The sequence below is a fragment of the Aeromonas sp. 25-248 genome (assembly GCF_053005425.1).
Window position 1 is genome coordinate 116,065 of the sequence record NZ_JBRKTB010000009.1, and the last position, 16,583, is coordinate 132,647.

General features: G+C 59.2%; 17 protein-coding genes. 5 read left to right on the forward strand and 12 right to left on the reverse strand.

Annotated elements, in window-relative coordinates; all coding sequences use genetic code 11:
• Window positions 1–81 precede the first annotated feature (81 nt).
• From ACVDHI_RS14115 to ACVDHI_RS14150, 8 genes are all read right to left on the reverse strand, one after another.
• Window positions 82–867, reverse strand: a complete 786-nt coding sequence (locus ACVDHI_RS14115) for an RT0821/Lpp0805 family surface protein (protein WP_223956164.1) — start codon at window positions 865–867, stop codon at window positions 82–84.
• Between the two features lie 132 nt (window positions 868–999).
• Window positions 1,000–1,713, reverse strand: coding sequence for a purine-nucleoside phosphorylase (deoD, locus tag ACVDHI_RS14120; RefSeq protein WP_039039949.1), 714 nt, complete (start codon window positions 1,711–1,713; stop codon window positions 1,000–1,002).
• A 133-nt stretch (window positions 1,714–1,846) separates the two neighbouring features.
• Window positions 1,847–3,055, reverse strand: a complete 1,209-nt coding sequence (locus tag ACVDHI_RS14125) for a phosphopentomutase (protein ID WP_010673030.1) — start codon at window positions 3,053–3,055, stop codon at window positions 1,847–1,849.
• Between the two features lie 14 nt (window positions 3,056–3,069).
• Complete coding sequence (gene deoA, locus ACVDHI_RS14130) at window positions 3,070–4,401, reverse strand: thymidine phosphorylase (RefSeq protein WP_160838335.1); 1,332 nt, start codon at window positions 4,399–4,401, stop codon at window positions 3,070–3,072.
• 82 nt (window positions 4,402–4,483) lie between these two features.
• Window positions 4,484–5,257 carry a deoxyribose-phosphate aldolase gene (gene deoC / locus ACVDHI_RS14135; RefSeq protein ID WP_039039946.1) on the reverse strand — a complete coding sequence of 258 codons (774 nt, stop codon included), beginning with the start codon at window positions 5,255–5,257 and terminating at the stop codon, window positions 4,484–4,486.
• A 387-nt stretch (window positions 5,258–5,644) separates the two neighbouring features.
• Window positions 5,645–5,815 carry a XapX domain-containing protein gene (locus tag ACVDHI_RS14140; RefSeq protein WP_010673027.1) on the reverse strand — a complete coding sequence of 57 codons (171 nt, stop codon included), beginning with the start codon at window positions 5,813–5,815 and terminating at the stop codon, window positions 5,645–5,647.
• 123 nt (window positions 5,816–5,938) lie between these two features.
• On the reverse strand, window positions 5,939–7,213 hold the full coding sequence (locus ACVDHI_RS14145; protein ID WP_039039944.1) for a NupC/NupG family nucleoside CNT transporter: 1,275 nt from the start codon (window positions 7,211–7,213) through the stop codon (window positions 5,939–5,941).
• Between the two features lie 213 nt (window positions 7,214–7,426).
• Window positions 7,427–8,215: a TatD family hydrolase gene (locus tag ACVDHI_RS14150; protein ID WP_201895064.1), complete on the reverse strand. Its 789-nt coding sequence runs from the start codon at window positions 8,213–8,215 to the stop codon at window positions 7,427–7,429.
• A gap of 40 nt (window positions 8,216–8,255) precedes the next feature.
• Here ACVDHI_RS14150 and tppF point away from each other — a divergent pair, with 40 nt between their 5' ends.
• Window positions 8,256–8,870: a type IVa pilus pseudopilin TppF gene (gene tppF, locus ACVDHI_RS14155; RefSeq protein ID WP_029313748.1), complete on the forward strand. Its 615-nt coding sequence runs from the start codon at window positions 8,256–8,258 to the stop codon at window positions 8,868–8,870.
• On the opposite strand, the gene ACVDHI_RS14160 is transcribed toward tppF, so the two are convergent.
• From ACVDHI_RS14160 to amt, 4 genes are all read right to left on the reverse strand, one after another.
• The gene (locus ACVDHI_RS14160) at window positions 8,839–9,009 is read right to left on the reverse strand and encodes a DUF5363 family protein (protein WP_447212186.1); all 171 of its coding nucleotides are present in this window, start codon (window positions 9,007–9,009) and stop codon (window positions 8,839–8,841) included. The genes tppF and ACVDHI_RS14160 overlap by 32 nt on opposite strands.
• Window positions 9,010–9,090: 81 nt before the next feature.
• Window positions 9,091–9,600 (reverse strand): N-acetyltransferase family protein, encoded by a 510-nt coding sequence (locus ACVDHI_RS14165; RefSeq protein ID WP_447212187.1) that lies wholly within the window; start codon window positions 9,598–9,600, stop codon window positions 9,091–9,093.
• Window positions 9,601–9,710: 110 nt separating this feature from the next.
• A complete protein-coding gene (gene rlmD, locus ACVDHI_RS14170; RefSeq protein ID WP_039039940.1) occupies window positions 9,711–11,063 on the reverse strand; it encodes a 23S rRNA (uracil(1939)-C(5))-methyltransferase RlmD in 1,353 nt (450 codons plus the stop codon).
• Between the two features lie 232 nt (window positions 11,064–11,295).
• On the reverse strand, window positions 11,296–12,723 hold the full coding sequence (amt, locus tag ACVDHI_RS14175; RefSeq protein WP_010673021.1) for an ammonium transporter: 1,428 nt from the start codon (window positions 12,721–12,723) through the stop codon (window positions 11,296–11,298).
• A 533-nt stretch (window positions 12,724–13,256) separates the two neighbouring features.
• On the opposite strand from amt, the gene ACVDHI_RS14180 reads away from it, so the two are divergent.
• The 4 genes from ACVDHI_RS14180 to ACVDHI_RS14195 all read left to right on the forward strand — a co-directional run bounded on the left by ACVDHI_RS14180 (window position 13,257) and on the right by ACVDHI_RS14195 (window position 16,367).
• Window positions 13,257–13,625 carry a VOC family protein gene (locus tag ACVDHI_RS14180; protein WP_041210920.1) on the forward strand — a complete coding sequence of 123 codons (369 nt, stop codon included), beginning with the start codon at window positions 13,257–13,259 and terminating at the stop codon, window positions 13,623–13,625.
• Between the two features lie 1,478 nt (window positions 13,626–15,103).
• Window positions 15,104–15,490 carry a hypothetical protein gene (locus ACVDHI_RS14185; protein WP_141712061.1) on the forward strand — a complete coding sequence of 129 codons (387 nt, stop codon included), beginning with the start codon at window positions 15,104–15,106 and terminating at the stop codon, window positions 15,488–15,490.
• On the forward strand, window positions 15,490–15,882 hold the full coding sequence (locus ACVDHI_RS14190; RefSeq protein ID WP_427249506.1) for a helix-turn-helix domain-containing protein: 393 nt from the start codon (window positions 15,490–15,492) through the stop codon (window positions 15,880–15,882). The genes ACVDHI_RS14185 and ACVDHI_RS14190 overlap by 1 nt, the downstream gene beginning before the upstream one ends.
• Before the next feature lie 2 nt (window positions 15,883–15,884).
• Window positions 15,885–16,367, forward strand: coding sequence for a hypothetical protein (locus tag ACVDHI_RS14195; protein ID WP_141712060.1), 483 nt, complete (start codon window positions 15,885–15,887; stop codon window positions 16,365–16,367).
• The last annotated feature ends 216 nt before the right edge of the window (window positions 16,368–16,583 follow it).

Consider the following 16,583-nt stretch of genomic DNA (forward strand, 5'->3'; position numbering starts at 1 on the left):
TGCCTCCCCGTTTCTTGACCCACTCCCAGTTCCCCGCAGCTTGGCAGATCGGGAGTCAACGCCCCTCTCACCTGCTGGCGTTCAATCCGAAACGATCTCCCAGGAGCCGTCAGGCTTCTGGCAAGCGGTACCGAAGGCATCCTCCTTCTTGCCCCCCACCGTGATGGTCTGCTGGAATTCGCGGCAGTAGCGGCCACTGCTGCTGGTCCCTTCCCGCACCGCAGTCACCGAGCCGGAGGCGTCGCCATTACTCCAGGTGACGGGATCGTTCAGGGGTGCCGTGGTCGCCTTGACCTGGGCCGCCTCGTGCTCCCGCTGCTGCTCCTCATTGATGTTGTCGAGGATCTTCAGGGTAATGGCGGTGAAGGCCAGCCACTTCCAGGCATCGTTGTCGTCGTAATAACTGCCATAGCCCCCATACCAGTGGCCATAGGGACGAACCACCACCACGTCGTGATAGACACGGCGCCGGTTCGGTGGCACGACGATATTGTTGTGGTGATTGTCGATGACCAGGTTGTTGCCCCTGATGTCACGACTATTGTCGATGTGGCGGTTGTCCAGCTGATGGTTGCCCTCGACATGGCGATCCTGTATCTGACGCTGGTTGACATGAACCGGCCGGGTCGCCTTGTCCCGCGCCCTCACATTGCCCCACCCCTCGTTGAATTTTACCGACTCCCGATTGGCCTGACGGGGCACGGCCCTGTGCTGCACCGCGTGGGGCTGGGATACCCGCTGCGGCGCCGACCTGTGCTGGGGCATGTGCTGGCCCCTGCCCTCCAGCGCCAGCGCCTCCTGCCAGAGCGTCGGGACTATCAACATCATGGCAAGCAGCATCGGAGGCAGGATATATATTCGTTTCATGGTGTTAGCCTCATGAGGAGTTGCCCGAAAGTATAGACAGCGCAACTCGCCAGCTGAGTTTTCCATCCCGATGAGGCATAAAAAAACGGCGACCCCTGGGTCGCCGTTTCTGCGTGGAGCCGAAGCCTGGGATCAGTCACCCAGCAGGACGGAGTCCAGCGCGATTTCGATCATGTCGTTGAAGGTCAGCTGACGCTCTTCGGAGGTGGTCTGCTCACCAGTACGGATATGGTCGGAGACGGTGCAGATGGTCAGCGCCTTGGCACCGTACTCGGCGGCCACGCCATAGATACCGGCGGCTTCCATCTCGACACCCAGGATGCCGTATTTTTCCATGACGTCGAACATGGAGGGGTCCGGGGTGTAGAACAGATCAGCGGAGAAGATGTTGCCCACGCGCACGGCCACACCCTTGTTCTTGGCGGCCTGAACGGCATTGGCCACCAGGTCGAAGTCGGCGATGGCGGCGAAGTCGTGATCCTTGAAGCGCAGACGGTTCACTTTGGAGTCGGTGCAGGCACCCATGCCGATCACCACGTCACGCAGTTTCACGTCTTCACGCACGGCACCGCAGGAGCCCACGCGGATCAAGGTCTTCACGCCGTAGTCGGTGATCAGCTCTTTTGCGTAGATGGAGCAGGACGGGATGCCCATGCCGTGGCCCATGACGGAGATGCGACGACCCTTGTAGGTGCCGGTGAAACCGAACATGTTGCGCACGTCGCACACCTGCTCGACGTTCTCCAGGAAGGTTTCGGCGATGTACTTGGCACGCAGGGGGTCGCCCGGCATCAGCACGGTATCAGCAAAGGCGCCATCTTTCGCATTGATATGAGGAGTTGCCATTCTCTTTATTCCTTCACACTAGGTTGAGTTTTATTGTCTTTATGGATTGTCCGCTGCCTGCGCGGCGGCGGTACATTACAGGAAACCGGGGCCCTGTGGCACCCCGGGCAGGCGAACCGGCCCGGGGTCACCATCACAGGAAGCTGGTACCGTATTGCAGCTTGGGCAGGCCGTGGTAGGCCGCGATGCTCTGGCCGATGTCGGCGAAGGTCTCGCGACGACCGACGGAGCCCGCCTTGACCGGCTTGCCGTAGAACAGTACCGGAATGTATTCGCGGGTGTGGTCGGTACCGCTCCAGGTCGGGTCACAGCCGTGGTCGGCGGTCAGCACCACCACGTCGCCATCCTGCAGCAGGTCGAACAGCTCCGGCAGGCGGGAGTCGAAGTACTCCAGCGCATCGGCGTAGCCCTTGACATCACGGCGGTGACCGTAGGAGGAGTCGAAGTCCACGAAGTTGGTGAAGACGATGGTCTGGTCACCGGCCGCTTTCACCTCTTCCAGAGTCCTGTCCCACAGCTCGGTCAGACCGGTCCCCTTCACCTGCTTGGTGATGCCCTGCTGGGCATAGATGTCGGCGATCTTGCCGATGGAGACCACCTGGCCACCCGCTTCCTTCATGTAGTCCAGCACGGTCGGCGCCGGCGGCAGCACGGAGTAGTCGTGGCGGTTGCCGGTGCGCTTGAAGTTGCCCTTGCCGCTGCCCACGAACGGACGCGCGATGACGCGGCCGATGTTGTAGGGCTCCAGCAGCTCGCGCACGATGTGGCACAGCTCATAGAGCTTCTCGAGGCCATAGGTCTCTTCGTGGCAGGCAATCTGGAACACGGAGTCGGCAGAGGTGTAGAGGATCGGCTTGCCGGTGCGCATGTGCTCTTCGCCCAGATCGTCCAGCACCTGGGTGCCGGAGGCGTGGCAGTTGCCCAGATACCCGGGCAGACCGGCCTTCTCGACGATGGCATCCAGCAGCTCCTGCGGGAAGCTATTGTGATGGTCGTGGAAATAACCCCACTCGAACAAGACGGGCACGCCGGCAATCTCCCAGTGACCGGACGGGGTGTCCTTGCCGGAGGAGAGCTCCTGGGCAAAGCCGTAGGCGCCGACCACTTCGATGTCCTTGTTCAGTCCGGCCGGGAAGGTGCCGCTGGCGAGTTCGCCCGCGTGGCCCAGACCCAGCTTGCTGAGGTTTGGCAGGTTGAGAGCGCCACGGCCCTCGATCTCACCGGCGGCGCACGCCTTGGCGATATGGCCAAGGGTATTGGCACCCACGTCGCCGAACTTGTCGGCATCGGCGGCAGCACCAATACCGAAAGAGTCCATCATCAGAATAAAGGTACGTTTCATGGGACTTCCCCTTGTTACAAATCAGCCAGACCGATGCGACGGTAAACCTCGGGCAGCGCCTCTGGTCGGGTGTCGCCGATCTTCACGGCAGCCTGCACCATGCGGGCAGCCTCGGCAAATTGAGCTTCTGTCTGAGCGTGGATCAGGGCGAGCGGCTTGTCAGCATCGACGCTCTGACCCAGGCGGATAAAGTCGGTCAGACCGACGGCATAATCGAGTTTGTCGGCGGCGGCGCGGCGACCGCCGCCCATGGCGACCACCGCCAGGCCCAGTTCACGGGTGTCCATCGCGGTGACGAATCCGCTGTGGGCCGCGTAGACGGGGCGCACGATGGCGGCTTTGGGCAGGTAGGCGTCGTAGCGCTCCATGAAGTCCGCCGGGCCACCGAGGCCGGTCACCATGCGACCGAAGATCTCGGCGGCCTTGCCGTTGTCGAGCACCGCCTGCAGCTTGGCACGGGCGTCCTGCTCGTCGCTCGCAAGCCCCGCGGAGATCAGCATCTCGGCGCACAGGGCCAGGGTCACTTCGTGGATGCGCGGGTTGCGATACTCACCGGTCAGGTAGCGCACCGCCTCGCGCACTTCCACCGCGTTGCCGGCGCTGGAGGCCAGCACCTGGTTCATGTCGGTCAAGAGTGCTGAAGTACGGCAGCCGGCACCGTTGGCCACGGCGACGATGCTCTTGGCCAGTTCCTCGGAGGCTTCAAAGGTCGGCATGAAGGCGCCGGAGCCCACCTTCACATCCATTACCAGGGCTTCGAGCCCGGAGGCAAGCTTCTTGGAGAGGATGGAGCCGGTGATCATGGCAATCGACTCGACGGTGGCGGTGATATCCCGTACCGCATAGATACGCTTGTCCGCCGGGGCGAGATCGCCGGTCTGGCCGATGATGGCGACACCCGCCTCTTTCACTACTTTCAGGAAGCGGTCGTTGTCGACCGAGGTCTGGTAGCCGGGGATGGCATCCAGCTTGTCGAGGGTACCGCCGGTGTGGCCGAGACCACGGCCGGAAATCATGGGCACGAAACCGCCGCACGCAGCGACCATGGGGCCCAGCATCAGGGAGACGACGTCACCCACACCGCCGGTGGAGTGCTTGTCGACGATGGGGCCGCCCAGGTTGAGGTGATCCCAGGTCAGCACCATGCCGGAGTCGCGCATGGCGCAGGTCAGGGCGACCCGCTCATCCATGGTCATGTCCTTGAAGTAGACCGCCATGGCCAGGGCCGCTATCTGCCCCTCGCCGATGGTGTTGTTGGTAATGCCCTGAACGAAGAATTGAATCTCTTGGGTACTGAGCGCTTCACCGTTGCGCTTCTTGCGAATAATTTCTTGAGGCAAAAACATCTTTCATTCCCTCCGTGCACAGTGCACGAACACAGACCGAACCAGATCCGAAAGGGGGCGGCGCACCGCCCCCTGCCGCCGCTTAGTAACCGCTGGTATTGGCAGGCTTGTCGCCATGCCCCAGGGTCGCCAGCAGGCTGGCCAGCAGACTGGAGGCACCGAAACGGAAGGTGCGGGCGGATACCCAGTCCTTGCCCAGGATCTCTTCGGCCATGGCCAGGTACTGACCCGCCACGGCGGCGTCTTTCACGCCACCGGCCGGCTTGAAGCCCACTTTCGGGTTCTTGGCCTTGATCACTTCCATCATGATGCGGGCCGCTTCCGGGGTCGCATTGACCGGCACCTTGCCGGTGGAGGTCTTGATGAAATCGGCACCGGCGTCGATGGAGATCTCGGAGGCGCGACGGATCAGCGCCTCTTCCTTCAACTCGCCGGTCTCGATGATCACTTTCAGCAGTACCTTGGCGCCGCAGGCTTCCTTACATGCTTTGACCAGATCGAAGCCGACCTGTTCATTGCCGGCCATGAAGGCGCGGTACGGGAAGACCACGTCCACCTCGTCGGCACCGTAGGCCACGGCGGCACGGGTCTCGGCCACGGCGATCTCGATGTCGTCGTTGCCGTGGGGGAAGTTGGTCACGGTCGCGATGCGCACGTCGGCGGCGCCGATGTCACGCAGGGTCTTGCGCGCGATGGGGATGAAACGGGGGTAGATGCAGACGGCGGCGGTCAGGCCGGCCGGAGACTTGGCCTTGTGGCACAGGTCGATCACCTTCTGATCGGTGTCGTCATCGTTCAGGGTGGTCAGGTCCATCAGGTTCAGGGCGCGTTGGGCGGCCACTTTCAGATCAGTCATGCTATGTCTCCAAAGTCTTGTTAAGCCCCATCACCCACGATCGGCTTCACCGAACACCAAGGGTCGGCAGAGACGTTCCCGGAGCAACGGGATATGGAATTGCAGCGCAAATGCACAGGCAATACGGCTGCAAATAAGGCAAGAGCCCTGTCACTTTCTTACAAAAGTGCGGACTTGGTTCCATGAAGACTTGAGAAAGGCCGACTACGCAGACCCGACTTCCCAATCAATTCCATTTGACCGCCAACACCCGGATTCACCGGGCATTAGTCAATGCCAGCACCCTGCTGGCATCGCCTATTTCAGCCGAGATACCCCGTGTTTGCAAGCCGGATTTGCCAATTTCAGAGGTACCTCACACCCGGCAAATCCAGCGCTGGAAGGCGCTTAAGAGAAGAAGCGGGTCAGGATCCAAGAGTAGGCAATGCCCCCCAGATAGACCCCCACGATCCCCATGACGCCGGAGAGGACGGGCGGCGCCGGTATCGGCAACTTGAGGAAAGAAAACAACACCCCAACGATAAAGCCGGCCGCCATAGCCAGTAGCACTTCATTCATAGAACCTCCGATTTGACTCACTTTATTATTAGTCTTGACAGGAAAACGGTTGTCACCACCCCAAACGAGAACGCCACAGCAAATCGCTGTGGCGTTCGTCTTTATCCTGTCAGTCAGGCGATGTTACATGCCGGACAGCGCCAGGAAGAAGCCTGCGATGGTCGCAGACATCAGGTTGGACAGGGAACCTGCCAGCACGGCCTTCAGACCAAACTTGGCGATGGTGCCGCGACGGTTCGGTGCCATGGAGCCCAGACCACCCAGCAGGATGGCGACGGAGGACAGGTTGGCGAAGCCGCACAGGGCGAAGGAGATGATCGCCTTGGTGTGCTCGGACATGGCCACACCGTTGATCAGTACTTCATCCTTCAGGTAGGGGGCGAAGTTCAGGTAAGCCACGAACTCGTTGACCACCAGCTTCTGACCGATGAAGGAACCGGCCACGACCGCTTCGCTCCAGGGCACGCCGATCAGGAAGGCCAGCGGGGAGAACAGCCAGCCCAGCAGCAGCTCCAGGGAGAGTTGCGGGTAACCGAACCAGCCGCCCACACCGGAGAAGATGCCGTTGATCATGGCGATCAGGCCGATGAAGGCCAGCAGCATGGCACCCACGTTCAGGGCCAGTTGCAGACCGGCGGAGGCACCGGCGGCAGCGGCGTCGATCACGTTGGCCGGCTTGTCGTCCAGCTCACCTTCTGCGGTGTTCTCGTCGTAGCTCGGGGTCTCGGTTTCCGGTACCAGCAGCTTGGCGAACAGCAGACCACCCGGGGCAGCCATGAAGGAGGCGGCGATCAGGTATTCCATCTTGACGCCCATGGAGGCGTAACCGGCCAGCACGGAGCCGGCAACGGAAGCCAGACCACCACACATGACGGCAAACAGCTCGGAGTCGGTCATCTTGGAGATGAAGGGACGTACCACCAGCGGGGCTTCGGTCTGACCGACGAAGATGTTGGCAGTGGCGGAGAGGGATTCGGTACGAGAGGTGCCCAGCACCTTCTGCAGACCGCCGCCCAGCAGCTTGATCACCCACTGCATGATGCCGAGGTAGTAGAGTACCGCGATCAGGGAAGAGAAGAAGATGATGACGGGCAGGACGCGGAAGGCGAAGACGAAGCCACCGCCACCGAATACTTCGAACATCTTGTTGCCAACCAGACCACCGAACAGGAATTCGATGCCGTTCTGGCCATAACCGATGACGCTGGAGACGGCGTCGGACACGCCCACCAGGATGTCACGACCGACCGGCACGTAGAGCACGAAGGCCCCCAGACCGGCCTGGATGGCAAAGGCGCCACCTACGGTACGAATTTTGATTGCCTTGCGGTTGCTGGAGAACAGCACCGCAATCAGGACGAGCGTCGCCATCCCTACCAGACCCATTATCAGATTCATTATTAACACTTCCTCTTTAGTAGCACCTGCCAGCTTGTTAACGATTTGTGTATTGAAGCCGCTAATCAAGGGTGCGCATTATACTAATTACGGTGCGACAAAATAGAATACTGGTCACATTTTATAAGCCACAAACGGCCTGAACATCGTTTAATTAGACCGCAAACGATTTTTATGGGCCCTGTTTTTTATCACTCGGTCATCATTTGATAATCAAATGTTAATTTCATGATTTCCTGGGGGGAACAGCCGCCGGGTGGAGTCATGTAACACCGAAATAACATCCTCCAGCGGTTGCTGCCGCAATTGTGCCAACAAGCGGGCTATGGTCGGCAGGCTGGCCGGCGTGTTCACCTCCCCCTGCTGGCCTTGCAGCGGCATGTCGGGAGCGTCGGTTTCCAGCAGCAAGGCCTCCAGCGGCATCTGGCGTATCGCCTCCCGGGTCTTGTTGGCCCGCTCATAGCTGATGACCCCCCCGATCCCCAGCCTGAAACCCAGTTGCCAGAACACCTCCGCCTGATGCAGGGAGCCGCTGAAGGCGTGAATGACCCCCCCTTGTGGCGGAGTGAAGCGCCGCAGGATCTTGGCGACCGTGTCGTTGGCACGCACCGAGTGGACGATGAGGGGCAGCTCATGCGCCATGGCCAGTCGCACCTGCGCCTCGAACATCTCGACCTGCCCCTCCTGCGGCACATGGGAGCGCAGATCCAGCCCGCACTCCCCCACGGCCACCAGCCCACGGGGCCGACTCGCCAGCAGGGTCTCCAGCCGGGTCAGTACATCCCGGGGCTGCTTGCCCACATACCAGGGATGGATCCCCAGGCCATAACGGATGTCGTCGTGGCGCCCGGCCAGCGCCACCACCCTCCCCCAGTTTTCCTCTCCCACGGCGGGGATGATATACTCGCCCACCCCCAGCTGGCGCCACCGGGTCAGCAGCGCCTCCCTATCGGCGTCAAAGACCGGAAAATCGAGGTGGCAGTGGGTGTCTATCAATTCCATGTCGCGCTTACCTGTCTGTCGTACTCAATGGGTTCATTCCATGCCAACACACGTTTCCCGAGGCTTTACCCTGATAGAACTGGTGCTGGTCATCATCGTGCTGGGGATCCTGGCCGTGACCGCCCTGCCCCGCTTCATCAACATCCAGGACGACGGGCTCAAGAGCAGCGTCTCGGCCACGGCGGGCAGCTTTGCCAGTGCCGCCCGGCTCGCCCACGCCGGCTGGGCGGTCAAGGTGAAGGGGGAGCCCCTGGCACTCTACAACTTTAGCGGCATGGGCAGGCAGGATCTCGACATCAACAGCCATGGCTGGCCGGTGGGCACCAAGGAGGACCAGGGAGGTCAGGGGCCCGATACCGTCTTCCCCGGTGGCGACAGCGATCAGATCTCTGTCAGCAGCCGGGACGACTGCGAGAGCCTGTTTGGCGCCCTGCTCGATACCGATCTGACGGTGGCCGATGAGTTGCACCAGGATTCGGACAGTGACTACATCTCCCGGCTCATCCCGGCAGACGCTCAGGCTGACGGCGCCCTTCGTCACGACAACTGCCGCTATACCCTGCGCAGCTCCGTGGGCCGCTTCCCGGCATACCCCGATGGGCTATCGTTCGACTACAACAGCGTCACTGGCGCCGTGACTCGCCAGTTCCAGTGAGGTCGTCGCCCTTCTCCGGGCGCTTCTCCTCTTCATCATGGCGTACCGGCACGCAGCAGCGCCGGTTCTCCGGTGTGAGTCCCCACTCCTGGCACCAGGCATCGTAGCGAGCCAGCCAACGCAGCAATATCCCCTTCATGGGCGCCTCCTTGTCTCGATGGTTTCCCCACAAGCCTGCCCCAATCCAACTCCCCAGACCAGCATCTCGGGGCCAGAGGCGTCATGGCCTGTCCAGCGGCAGCAGCAGCCCCATGGAAATCTCGTCCACATAGCCCTCGTCCAGCCGATAGGCCTGCCGTCTCACCCCTTCCTCCACGAACCCGCACTTGCGATACAAGGCGTGGGCCACCTCGTTGTGGGCCATCACTCCCAGCTCCAGCCGGTGGATATCGAGATCCCTCGCGGCCGCGATCAGGGTACGCAGCAACCGTTCCCCCCATCCCTGCCCGCGCGCCCCCGAACGCAGCCCCATCACCACCAGGGCGCAGTGGCGGTTGCGTGCCAGGCCGCCACCAAGGAGCGCGGCAAACCCTTGCACCTCCCCCGCCAGATCCAGCAGCCACATGGCCTGGTTGGGGGACGCGGCCATGGCCTCGAGCCGCCTGCGCTGCCCCGCTATGTCCGAGGGGCGCTCTCCCGCTTCATACAGCATGAAGCGGGTCTCCCTGTCCAGTTGCCCGAAGAAGCGGTCCAGCACCGCCGCATCCTCCACCCCTGCCATACGAATCATCAGCCTGTTCTCCCTGCCTGGTGGTCCTGCCGACCACGACCATAAAAAACGACTCCCTCAGGAGTCGTTTTTATCAGAGCCATCTGGCTAACGCCACGCCCTCGGCCCGATCAGGCTTTCGCTGGCAGGCTCAGGCGAGCAACGGCTTCCACGTGCATGGAGTGCGGGAACATGTCCACCGGCTGCACCTCGTCCAGCACGAAGCCCTGCTTGACCAGCCAGGCGAGATCCCGGGCCAGGGTCTGGGGGTTGCAGGATACATAGACCAGACGGCGCGGCGCCATGGCCACCAGGGTCTGCAATACCGCCTTGTCACAGCCCTTGCGGGGCGGATCCATCACCACCACGTCGGCACTCACCCCGTCGGCATGCAGGGCAGGCATCAGCTGCTCCGCCTTGCCCACGTGGAACTCGGTTTGCTCGATGCCGTTGAGGGCCGCATTGCGGCGGGCGTCGCTGATGGCGCTCTCCACCGACTCGATCCCCACCACCTTGGCGGCCTTGCCTGCCAGGAACAGGGAGATGGTGCCGATGCCGCAATAGATGTCGAACACCGTCTCGCTGCCGGTCAGCTCGCAATACTCCAGCGCCTTGGAGTAGAGCACGTCGGTCTGGCTCGGGTTGTTCTGGAAGAAGGAGAGGGGCGAGATCTCGAATTCGAGCTCGTGGATCTTGTCGCGGATCACCCCGCTGCCCAGCAGCACCCGGTTCTTGTCACCCAGGATGCGGTTGGTACGCGCCTCGTTGATGTTCTGCACCAGAGTAGTGACCGGCAGATCCGCCAGGGCCGCCAGCAGCTCGGCTTCGAACGGCAGCGCTTCGCCCAGGGTCACCAGCACCACCATCAGCTCGCCGCTCTTGAAGCCCTTGCGGGTCATCAGGTTGCGCACGCAGCCGGTGTGGGCCACCTCGTCATAGGCCGCGATGTCGTGCTCGCGCATCCAGTTGCGTACCCGGGCATTGAGCTCCACGTGCAGCGAGTCCTGCACCGCGCAATCATCGGCGGTGATGAGGTCGTGGGAGTGCTTGCGGTAGAAGCCGATCTCGGCGCCCGCCTCGCTGCCACGCACCGCGTACTGGGCCTTGTTGCGATAGGCAAACGGCGTCTCCATGCCGAGGATGGGGTTGACCACGGCCTCACCCAGCCCGACCTGCTCCAGTGCGCTCTGCACCAGGCTCTGCTTGAGGGCAAGCTGGGCCGGATAGGCCAGCGGGCGCACCTGGCAGCCACCGCATTCGGTGTTGGGGCAAAAATCGGCCACCCGATCGGCAGAGGGCTGGGTCAGCTCGACCAGCTTGCCGTGCAGGTAGTTCGGTTTGACCTCGGTCAACTCGACCAGCGCCTGCTCACCGGGCAGCAGACCCTCGACAAACAGGGGGCGATCGAACAGGCGACCCTTGCCATCCCCCTTGTCGGTCAGTTCCAGAATATCGATCTGATGTTGGTGTCCCACTAACGGCATGAGCGGCTCCGAAGGCATGAAAGAGAGGGTGACGACGGGGCAGACCCGGCGACCCCGAATAAAGGGTGGCAGAGTTTAGCGGAGATCCGCCCAAAATGCAGGCATAAAAGACCCCGCAAACACAAATAGCGACCCCGGCCACCAGCGGCCCGGTCCCGGGCAGCCTGACCAGCTCGCCCCAATAAAAAAACCGCCGGACGGGGCCGGCGGTATGACATTCATGGCAGCAGGATCAATGGCTGTAGGCTTTCTCGCCGTGGCTGGTCACGTCCAGCCCTTCGCGCTCGGCATCTTCCTTCACCCGCAGACCGATCAGCAGGTCCACCAGCTTGTAGGCCACGGCCGAGACCAGGGCGGTCCAGACCACGGTCACCCCCACACCGATGACCTGTACCTTGACCTGGGCCAGGATGGAGTATCCCTCGGCCACCTGGTTGGTCACATAGTCCCACACCCCGGTGCCGCCCAGATCCGGGCTGGCGAACACCCCGGTCAGCACGGCACCCAGGATCCCGCACACCCCGTGCAGGCCGAACACGTCCAGGCTGTCATCGGCCCCCAGCAGACGCTTGAGACCGTGCACGCCCCACAAACCGGCCACCCCGCTGAGCAGGCCGATGATGAGGGCGCCCCCCACACCGACGAAACCGGCGGCAGGGGTGATGGCGACCAGGCCCGCCACCGCACCGGAGACAGCGCCAAGCAGGGAGGGACGGCCCTTCATCGCCCACTCGGCGAAGGTCCAGGAGAGGGCGGCAGCGGCCGGTGCGATCCAGGTGTTGGCGAAGGCCAGGGCCGCCGTGCCGTTGGCTTCGAGGGAGGAGCCTGCGTTGAAGCCGAACCAGCCGAACCACAGCAGGGCGGCACCGATCATGGTCATGGTCAGGCTGTGGGGGGTCATGGGGTCACGGCCATAGCCAACCCGTTTGCCCACCATGAAGGCCCCAACCAGACCGGCCACCGCAGCGTTGATGTGCACCACTGTGCCGCCGGCGAAGTCCAGAGCGCCGTGCTGGAACAGATAGCCTGCGGTGGCACCGGCCGCTTCGGCGGCGGCCGCATCCGTGTAGGCATCCGGACCCGCCCAGTACCACACCATGTGCGCCATCGGGATATAGGCGAAGGTGAACCAGATCACCGCGAACAGCAGCACCGCCGAGAACTTCATCCGCTCGGCAAAGCCGCCGACGATGAGCCCGCAGGTGATGGCGGCAAAGGCACCCTGGAACACCACGTAGATGAACTCGCTGATCCCGACCCCCTTGCTGAAGGTGGCGGCGATGGAATCCGGCGTCACCCCCATCAACAGCACCTTGTCGAAGGAGCCGTAGAAGGCGCCGCCCTCGGTGAAGGCCAGGGAGTAGCCGTAGACCACCCAGAGGACGGTGATGAGGCAGAACAGGGTGAACACCTGCATCAGCACGCTCAGCATATTCTTGGCGCGCACCAGGCCGCCGTAGAAGAGGGCGAGGCCCGGCACGGACATCAGGATCACCAGGGCCGCCGCCACCATCAGCCAGGTATTGTCCCCCTTGTTGATGGTCACGGTCGCGGCCGCCTGTACCACATCGGCCTGCGCGGCCACCTCTTCGGCCCAGCCCGGGGCGGCCATGGTGGCGGCCAGCGCCAGCAGGCCAGTCATTACGAGTCTCTTGAACATACAGCCCTCTCCTTGTCGTCCCGGCATCCGGGTCCATTTCCTGATATGCATTTCCAACCTGGCCACCTGCCCACCGTACCTGTGTGGCTCACGGAGACATCATGGCGACATGACATGGGGAAAGCATAAAGCAGGCCAAGAAAAATAATCCTTTTATTTCATGGCGTTATGTTTTTATCACATTCAACACGCACCATCTTGGCGCACGATGCCCGGTTACAGAGGGAAAATCGCACTTTGGCTGTGCATTGCCGGGAAAATGCACCAGGATGACCCAACCACCTCACAATGACGGGGCGAACCCGTGGTGATGTCACCTTGGCAGGCTTATCTATCCCGCTAAGGTATTTATGAAATAAATGAAATGGGCCATACCATGGTGAAATCAAATGAGGCTGACGGCCAATATCCCCCCACCCGAGGGGCACAAGCACGATAAGAGTGCAAACTCGCGCCATTCGTCTGGCCTGCCCCGAAATGCCCGGTCATACTGGCAAGCCATCTTCCCCTGTTCCCAGCGCCTCGAGGAGCCCATGCCCAATCTCAACGTGACCGAAATCAAGGCCTTCGTGCCTGCCCGGGATTTCACACTGTCAAAGCAGTTCTATCAGGATCTCGGCTTTACCCTGGCCTCCGATGGCGACGGCGTGGCCTATTTTCATCTCGGCAACGCAAGCTTCCTGCTGCAGGATGGCAATCCCCCGGGGCTGGCCGAGCAGCTCATGATGCACCTCCTGGTGGAGGACGTGGCCGCCTGGCAGGCCCAAGTGGAGGCGAGCCAGGTCGCCGCCCGCTACGGCGTCCGGGTCACGGAGCTCGTCACCCAGCCGTGGCGCATGAAGGAGTTCTGTCTGTACGATCCCGCCGGCGTGCTGTGGCGCATCGCGCAGAACATCGACTGAGGGGATGGCAGTCCGAGAGGCTGATGGCCTGAGAGCCTGTGGGTCTGAAGGTCTGAAGGTCTGAAGGTCTGAAGGTCTGAGGGTCTGTGGGTACACCTCTTAGCACCGCCCGGAAAAACAAAAGGCCATCCGCGAGGATGGCCTTTTGTCATGGAATCTGATGGTGCCGGGGTCTCTATCGAATCATGAATTTATTGGATTGATTTTAAAGTAAAATTCCAGATATGAATTTTGCTTATACCCCCAGATATACCCCCACATCAGTGACAGTGGTTGCTGTCTCTTCGAATCAGTGCGGGATATCTCAGGGGCAAGCCCCTTCCCTGTCCCGGGGAAATTATCCCTATACCTGGTGCGGTGAGAGGCCGTGTCACCCAGGCCCCCCCCTAGATTTGGTCACCGGCGTACCGGTCTGCCCTGCCGAAATGTCGGGTCAGGTCATCAGCAAGACCAAGAGCAACTGAGTAGAGGTCCGCTCCCTACTGCCCCCACCTCCCTGGTTTCATACCCACCGTGTTGTTCTTCGCGCCGATGTATTTCGTTTTGCGCAGAGCTGCGCAATTGCGCAATATCTAAACCTCCACCAACGCCTCCAGCCCTTACCACACCTAGATCTTCTAGTATTGGACCACCATTGTTTTTCGATTTTGCACAACGGCTTGTGCGCAGTTTGTAGTGCGCAGTCCTGAGGGGATTGCCCAAGTGGTGAGAGGGGCAAGTGACTGGTCCAGGAGGGTGGTTCATTCGGTAGCGGTGGAGCATGGTCTATCAGGAAACCCACGACACAGCCGATTCAGAGAACCACCTGGTGAGCACAGCTAATGGCCAGGGAATGGCGCCGCATGAACAGAGCCCACGAGGTGGCGGCAGGGAGCATAGCCGACTTCGGTTGAGAGCATGAGGCTTTTTCTAGCAAAGCATGTTCATAAATAGGCAAAGGAAGAGAGTTGCGAGATGTCCTGCGGGTTAATCCCGCAATCCTCTGTTGCAGTAAAAGTGAATCGCCCCCAGTAGAAGCACCTGCACTAATAATCCTGAAAAGCTGCCGGCTGCTTTCGAGGCAGCTGTAGCCGAGGGCTGGTCGATTCGCTGGCTGCCCTCGCGAGCGCATGATAATGGTTTTCCATTCTGTTCAGCATGGAGTGGCACTTAACTGACGTCCTACTCTTGCTACAGAGCAAGCTGGTCGGGCTAAGAATGCTAAGTGGGACTTTACGTACGATGTCTTCCGCGGATGAGACATGTAGTCCCAGTGGAAGGCATGCTTAACATGCTTTCATATTTTTAAAAAAGACAGCTTTAACAATTACTTATGCATTTTTTATGCGATGTATTGAGTTCTCTTTTTGCGAGTGGCAAACTTCATTATCTGTTCTATTCGAATACCATCACAGATCACGTTTTTCACCGATTGGTTGGCTTTTTTTTGGCTATCCTTGTTTACTTTTCAGACTTAACATATATATTAAGTGACCTTCATGCATGAGTTAGAGATCAAGGGCACAAAGATTAGCTTGAGGCACTGTATAGGTGTACAGGTTAGTTTGGAGGCTGCTGTGAATGCAATCCCAGAGCACGAGAAAAGAGCAACATTTGCACAGTTTGTGGCCCGCCGTGACTATCTATTAGAACACGGTTATCTCAGAGCTCCTGAAAAAATGAATACGGAAGGAAATTTGCCAGATGGTTCGAATTTTTATGCGATAAAAGCACATGGACTCAGGGCATATGGATGGTTTTCGAAGCGTCACAAGGGCGTATTTTATATAAGCCATTTTATTTGTAAGAAGAGACAGAAATTGCTTAAAGCTGATACTACACGAGTAGTCGGAAACTGGCGTGGTATAGAAGAAGGAGTTAAATAATGAAAGACTTCTTTGCTGATTGGCTCCAAGAGAGCGATGAGAATAAAAAAATTACAGCACAAGAACGCCTCATTGTTGAGGTGACTGAGTGCCTGTATGCAAAAATGCTCGATAATGACATTAGAAAATCTGAAATCGCAGATAAACTCGGTAAGTCACAGGCATATGTTAGCCAATTACTGAGTGGTTCTAGAAATATGACGCTGAGAACCCTCTCTGATATAGCACAAGCTCTTGACTGTGTTCCTTCTGTCACGTTGAAACAACAAAATGAGAAACACTGGGAAAATTGTGAGAGCGTTTTTTATCCGGCGCAAAGACCACAAGTTGTAATTAACCCCGTTCCGGTGTTTATTTTCTGCACTGATAAATATCAAACAGCTGCCGCATAGATATGAATGATGAACTGTTGAAACAAGCCCATAAATGTTTAGCTATAGAGAAAGTAATTCTCACAAATCTGACAGTCAATTGCCATCCAAACTATGACCCTGGATTTAGTAATGAGCCGCTTTCTGTCCAGTATCGTGCAGGCCCCGCATCTAACAGAAAGCATTTTGACTTAAGTTGTGAGGACGAGTCTAGCACTACTGTTTGCAGATTTTATTTTAATTGCGGGGTGCGATTGGTAGCTTCGTCTGAAGAAGCAGATGAGGATGTAGCTGATGACGCTGTAATGTATGAGATAAATGCAGAGTTTGCCGCTGATTATCGACTGGAATGTAAGATTGATGATGAAGAAGGGGCTCTATCTGAATTTGCTCGCTACAATGTTGGTTATCATGTTTGGCCATATTGGAGGGAGCTCGTTCAGTCATGTTGTATGCGAGCAGCTATGAATGTAATCCAAATCCCTATGTATAAAATACAAAAATAATCTATAAAGGCGTCATGTTAATAGCATGGCGCTTTTTATTAAATACGACAGTTATATAAGGCTGGCATATCTGTACGTTTCACATTATTTATCTTGATGTTATTTCCCTGCTTATTCCTAATGTACGACAAGGCTTTTGAAAACAATGATGTATGCTTGGTAGGCCTATGCTTGCATCCTAGTTGTACCTATTGGGTTGTCATTAGCTTTACCAGC

Bases quoted from the DNA above. Each gene is read 5' to 3' on its own strand.
- ACVDHI_RS14115 (WP_223956164.1), bottom strand. From the start codon at position 867: ATGAAACGAATATATATCCTGCCTCCGATGCTGCTTGCCATGATGTTG.
- deoD (WP_039039949.1), bottom strand. From the start codon at position 1,713: ATGGCAACTCCTCATATCAATGCGAAAGATGGCGCCTTTGCTGATACC.
- ACVDHI_RS14125 (WP_010673030.1), bottom strand. From the start codon at position 3,055: ATGAAACGTACCTTTATTCTGATGATGGACTCTTTCGGTATTGGTGCT.
- deoA (WP_160838335.1), bottom strand. From the start codon at position 4,401: ATGTTTTTGCCTCAAGAAATTATTCGCAAGAAGCGCAACGGTGAAGCG.
- deoC (WP_039039946.1), bottom strand. From the start codon at position 5,257: ATGACTGATCTGAAAGTGGCCGCCCAACGCGCCCTGAACCTGATGGAC.
- ACVDHI_RS14140 (WP_010673027.1), bottom strand. From the start codon at position 5,815: ATGAATGAAGTGCTACTGGCTATGGCGGCCGGCTTTATCGTTGGGGTG.
- ACVDHI_RS14145 (WP_039039944.1), bottom strand. From the start codon at position 7,213: ATGAATCTGATAATGGGTCTGGTAGGGATGGCGACGCTCGTCCTGATT.
- ACVDHI_RS14150 (WP_201895064.1), bottom strand. From the start codon at position 8,215: ATGGAATTGATAGACACCCACTGCCACCTCGATTTTCCGGTCTTTGAC.
- tppF (WP_029313748.1), top strand. From the start codon at position 8,256: ATGCCAACACACGTTTCCCGAGGCTTTACCCTGATAGAACTGGTGCTG.
- ACVDHI_RS14160 (WP_447212186.1), bottom strand. From the start codon at position 9,009: ATGAAGGGGATATTGCTGCGTTGGCTGGCTCGCTACGATGCCTGGTGC.
- ACVDHI_RS14165 (WP_447212187.1), bottom strand. From the start codon at position 9,600: ATGATTCGTATGGCAGGGGTGGAGGATGCGGCGGTGCTGGACCGCTTC.
- rlmD (WP_039039940.1), bottom strand. From the start codon at position 11,063: ATGCCGTTAGTGGGACACCAACATCAGATCGATATTCTGGAACTGACC.
- amt (WP_010673021.1), bottom strand. From the start codon at position 12,723: ATGTTCAAGAGACTCGTAATGACTGGCCTGCTGGCGCTGGCCGCCACC.
- ACVDHI_RS14180 (WP_041210920.1), top strand. From the start codon at position 13,257: ATGCCCAATCTCAACGTGACCGAAATCAAGGCCTTCGTGCCTGCCCGG.
- ACVDHI_RS14185 (WP_141712061.1), top strand. From the start codon at position 15,104: ATGCATGAGTTAGAGATCAAGGGCACAAAGATTAGCTTGAGGCACTGT.
- ACVDHI_RS14190 (WP_427249506.1), top strand. From the start codon at position 15,490: ATGAAAGACTTCTTTGCTGATTGGCTCCAAGAGAGCGATGAGAATAAA.
- ACVDHI_RS14195 (WP_141712060.1), top strand. From the start codon at position 15,885: ATGAATGATGAACTGTTGAAACAAGCCCATAAATGTTTAGCTATAGAG.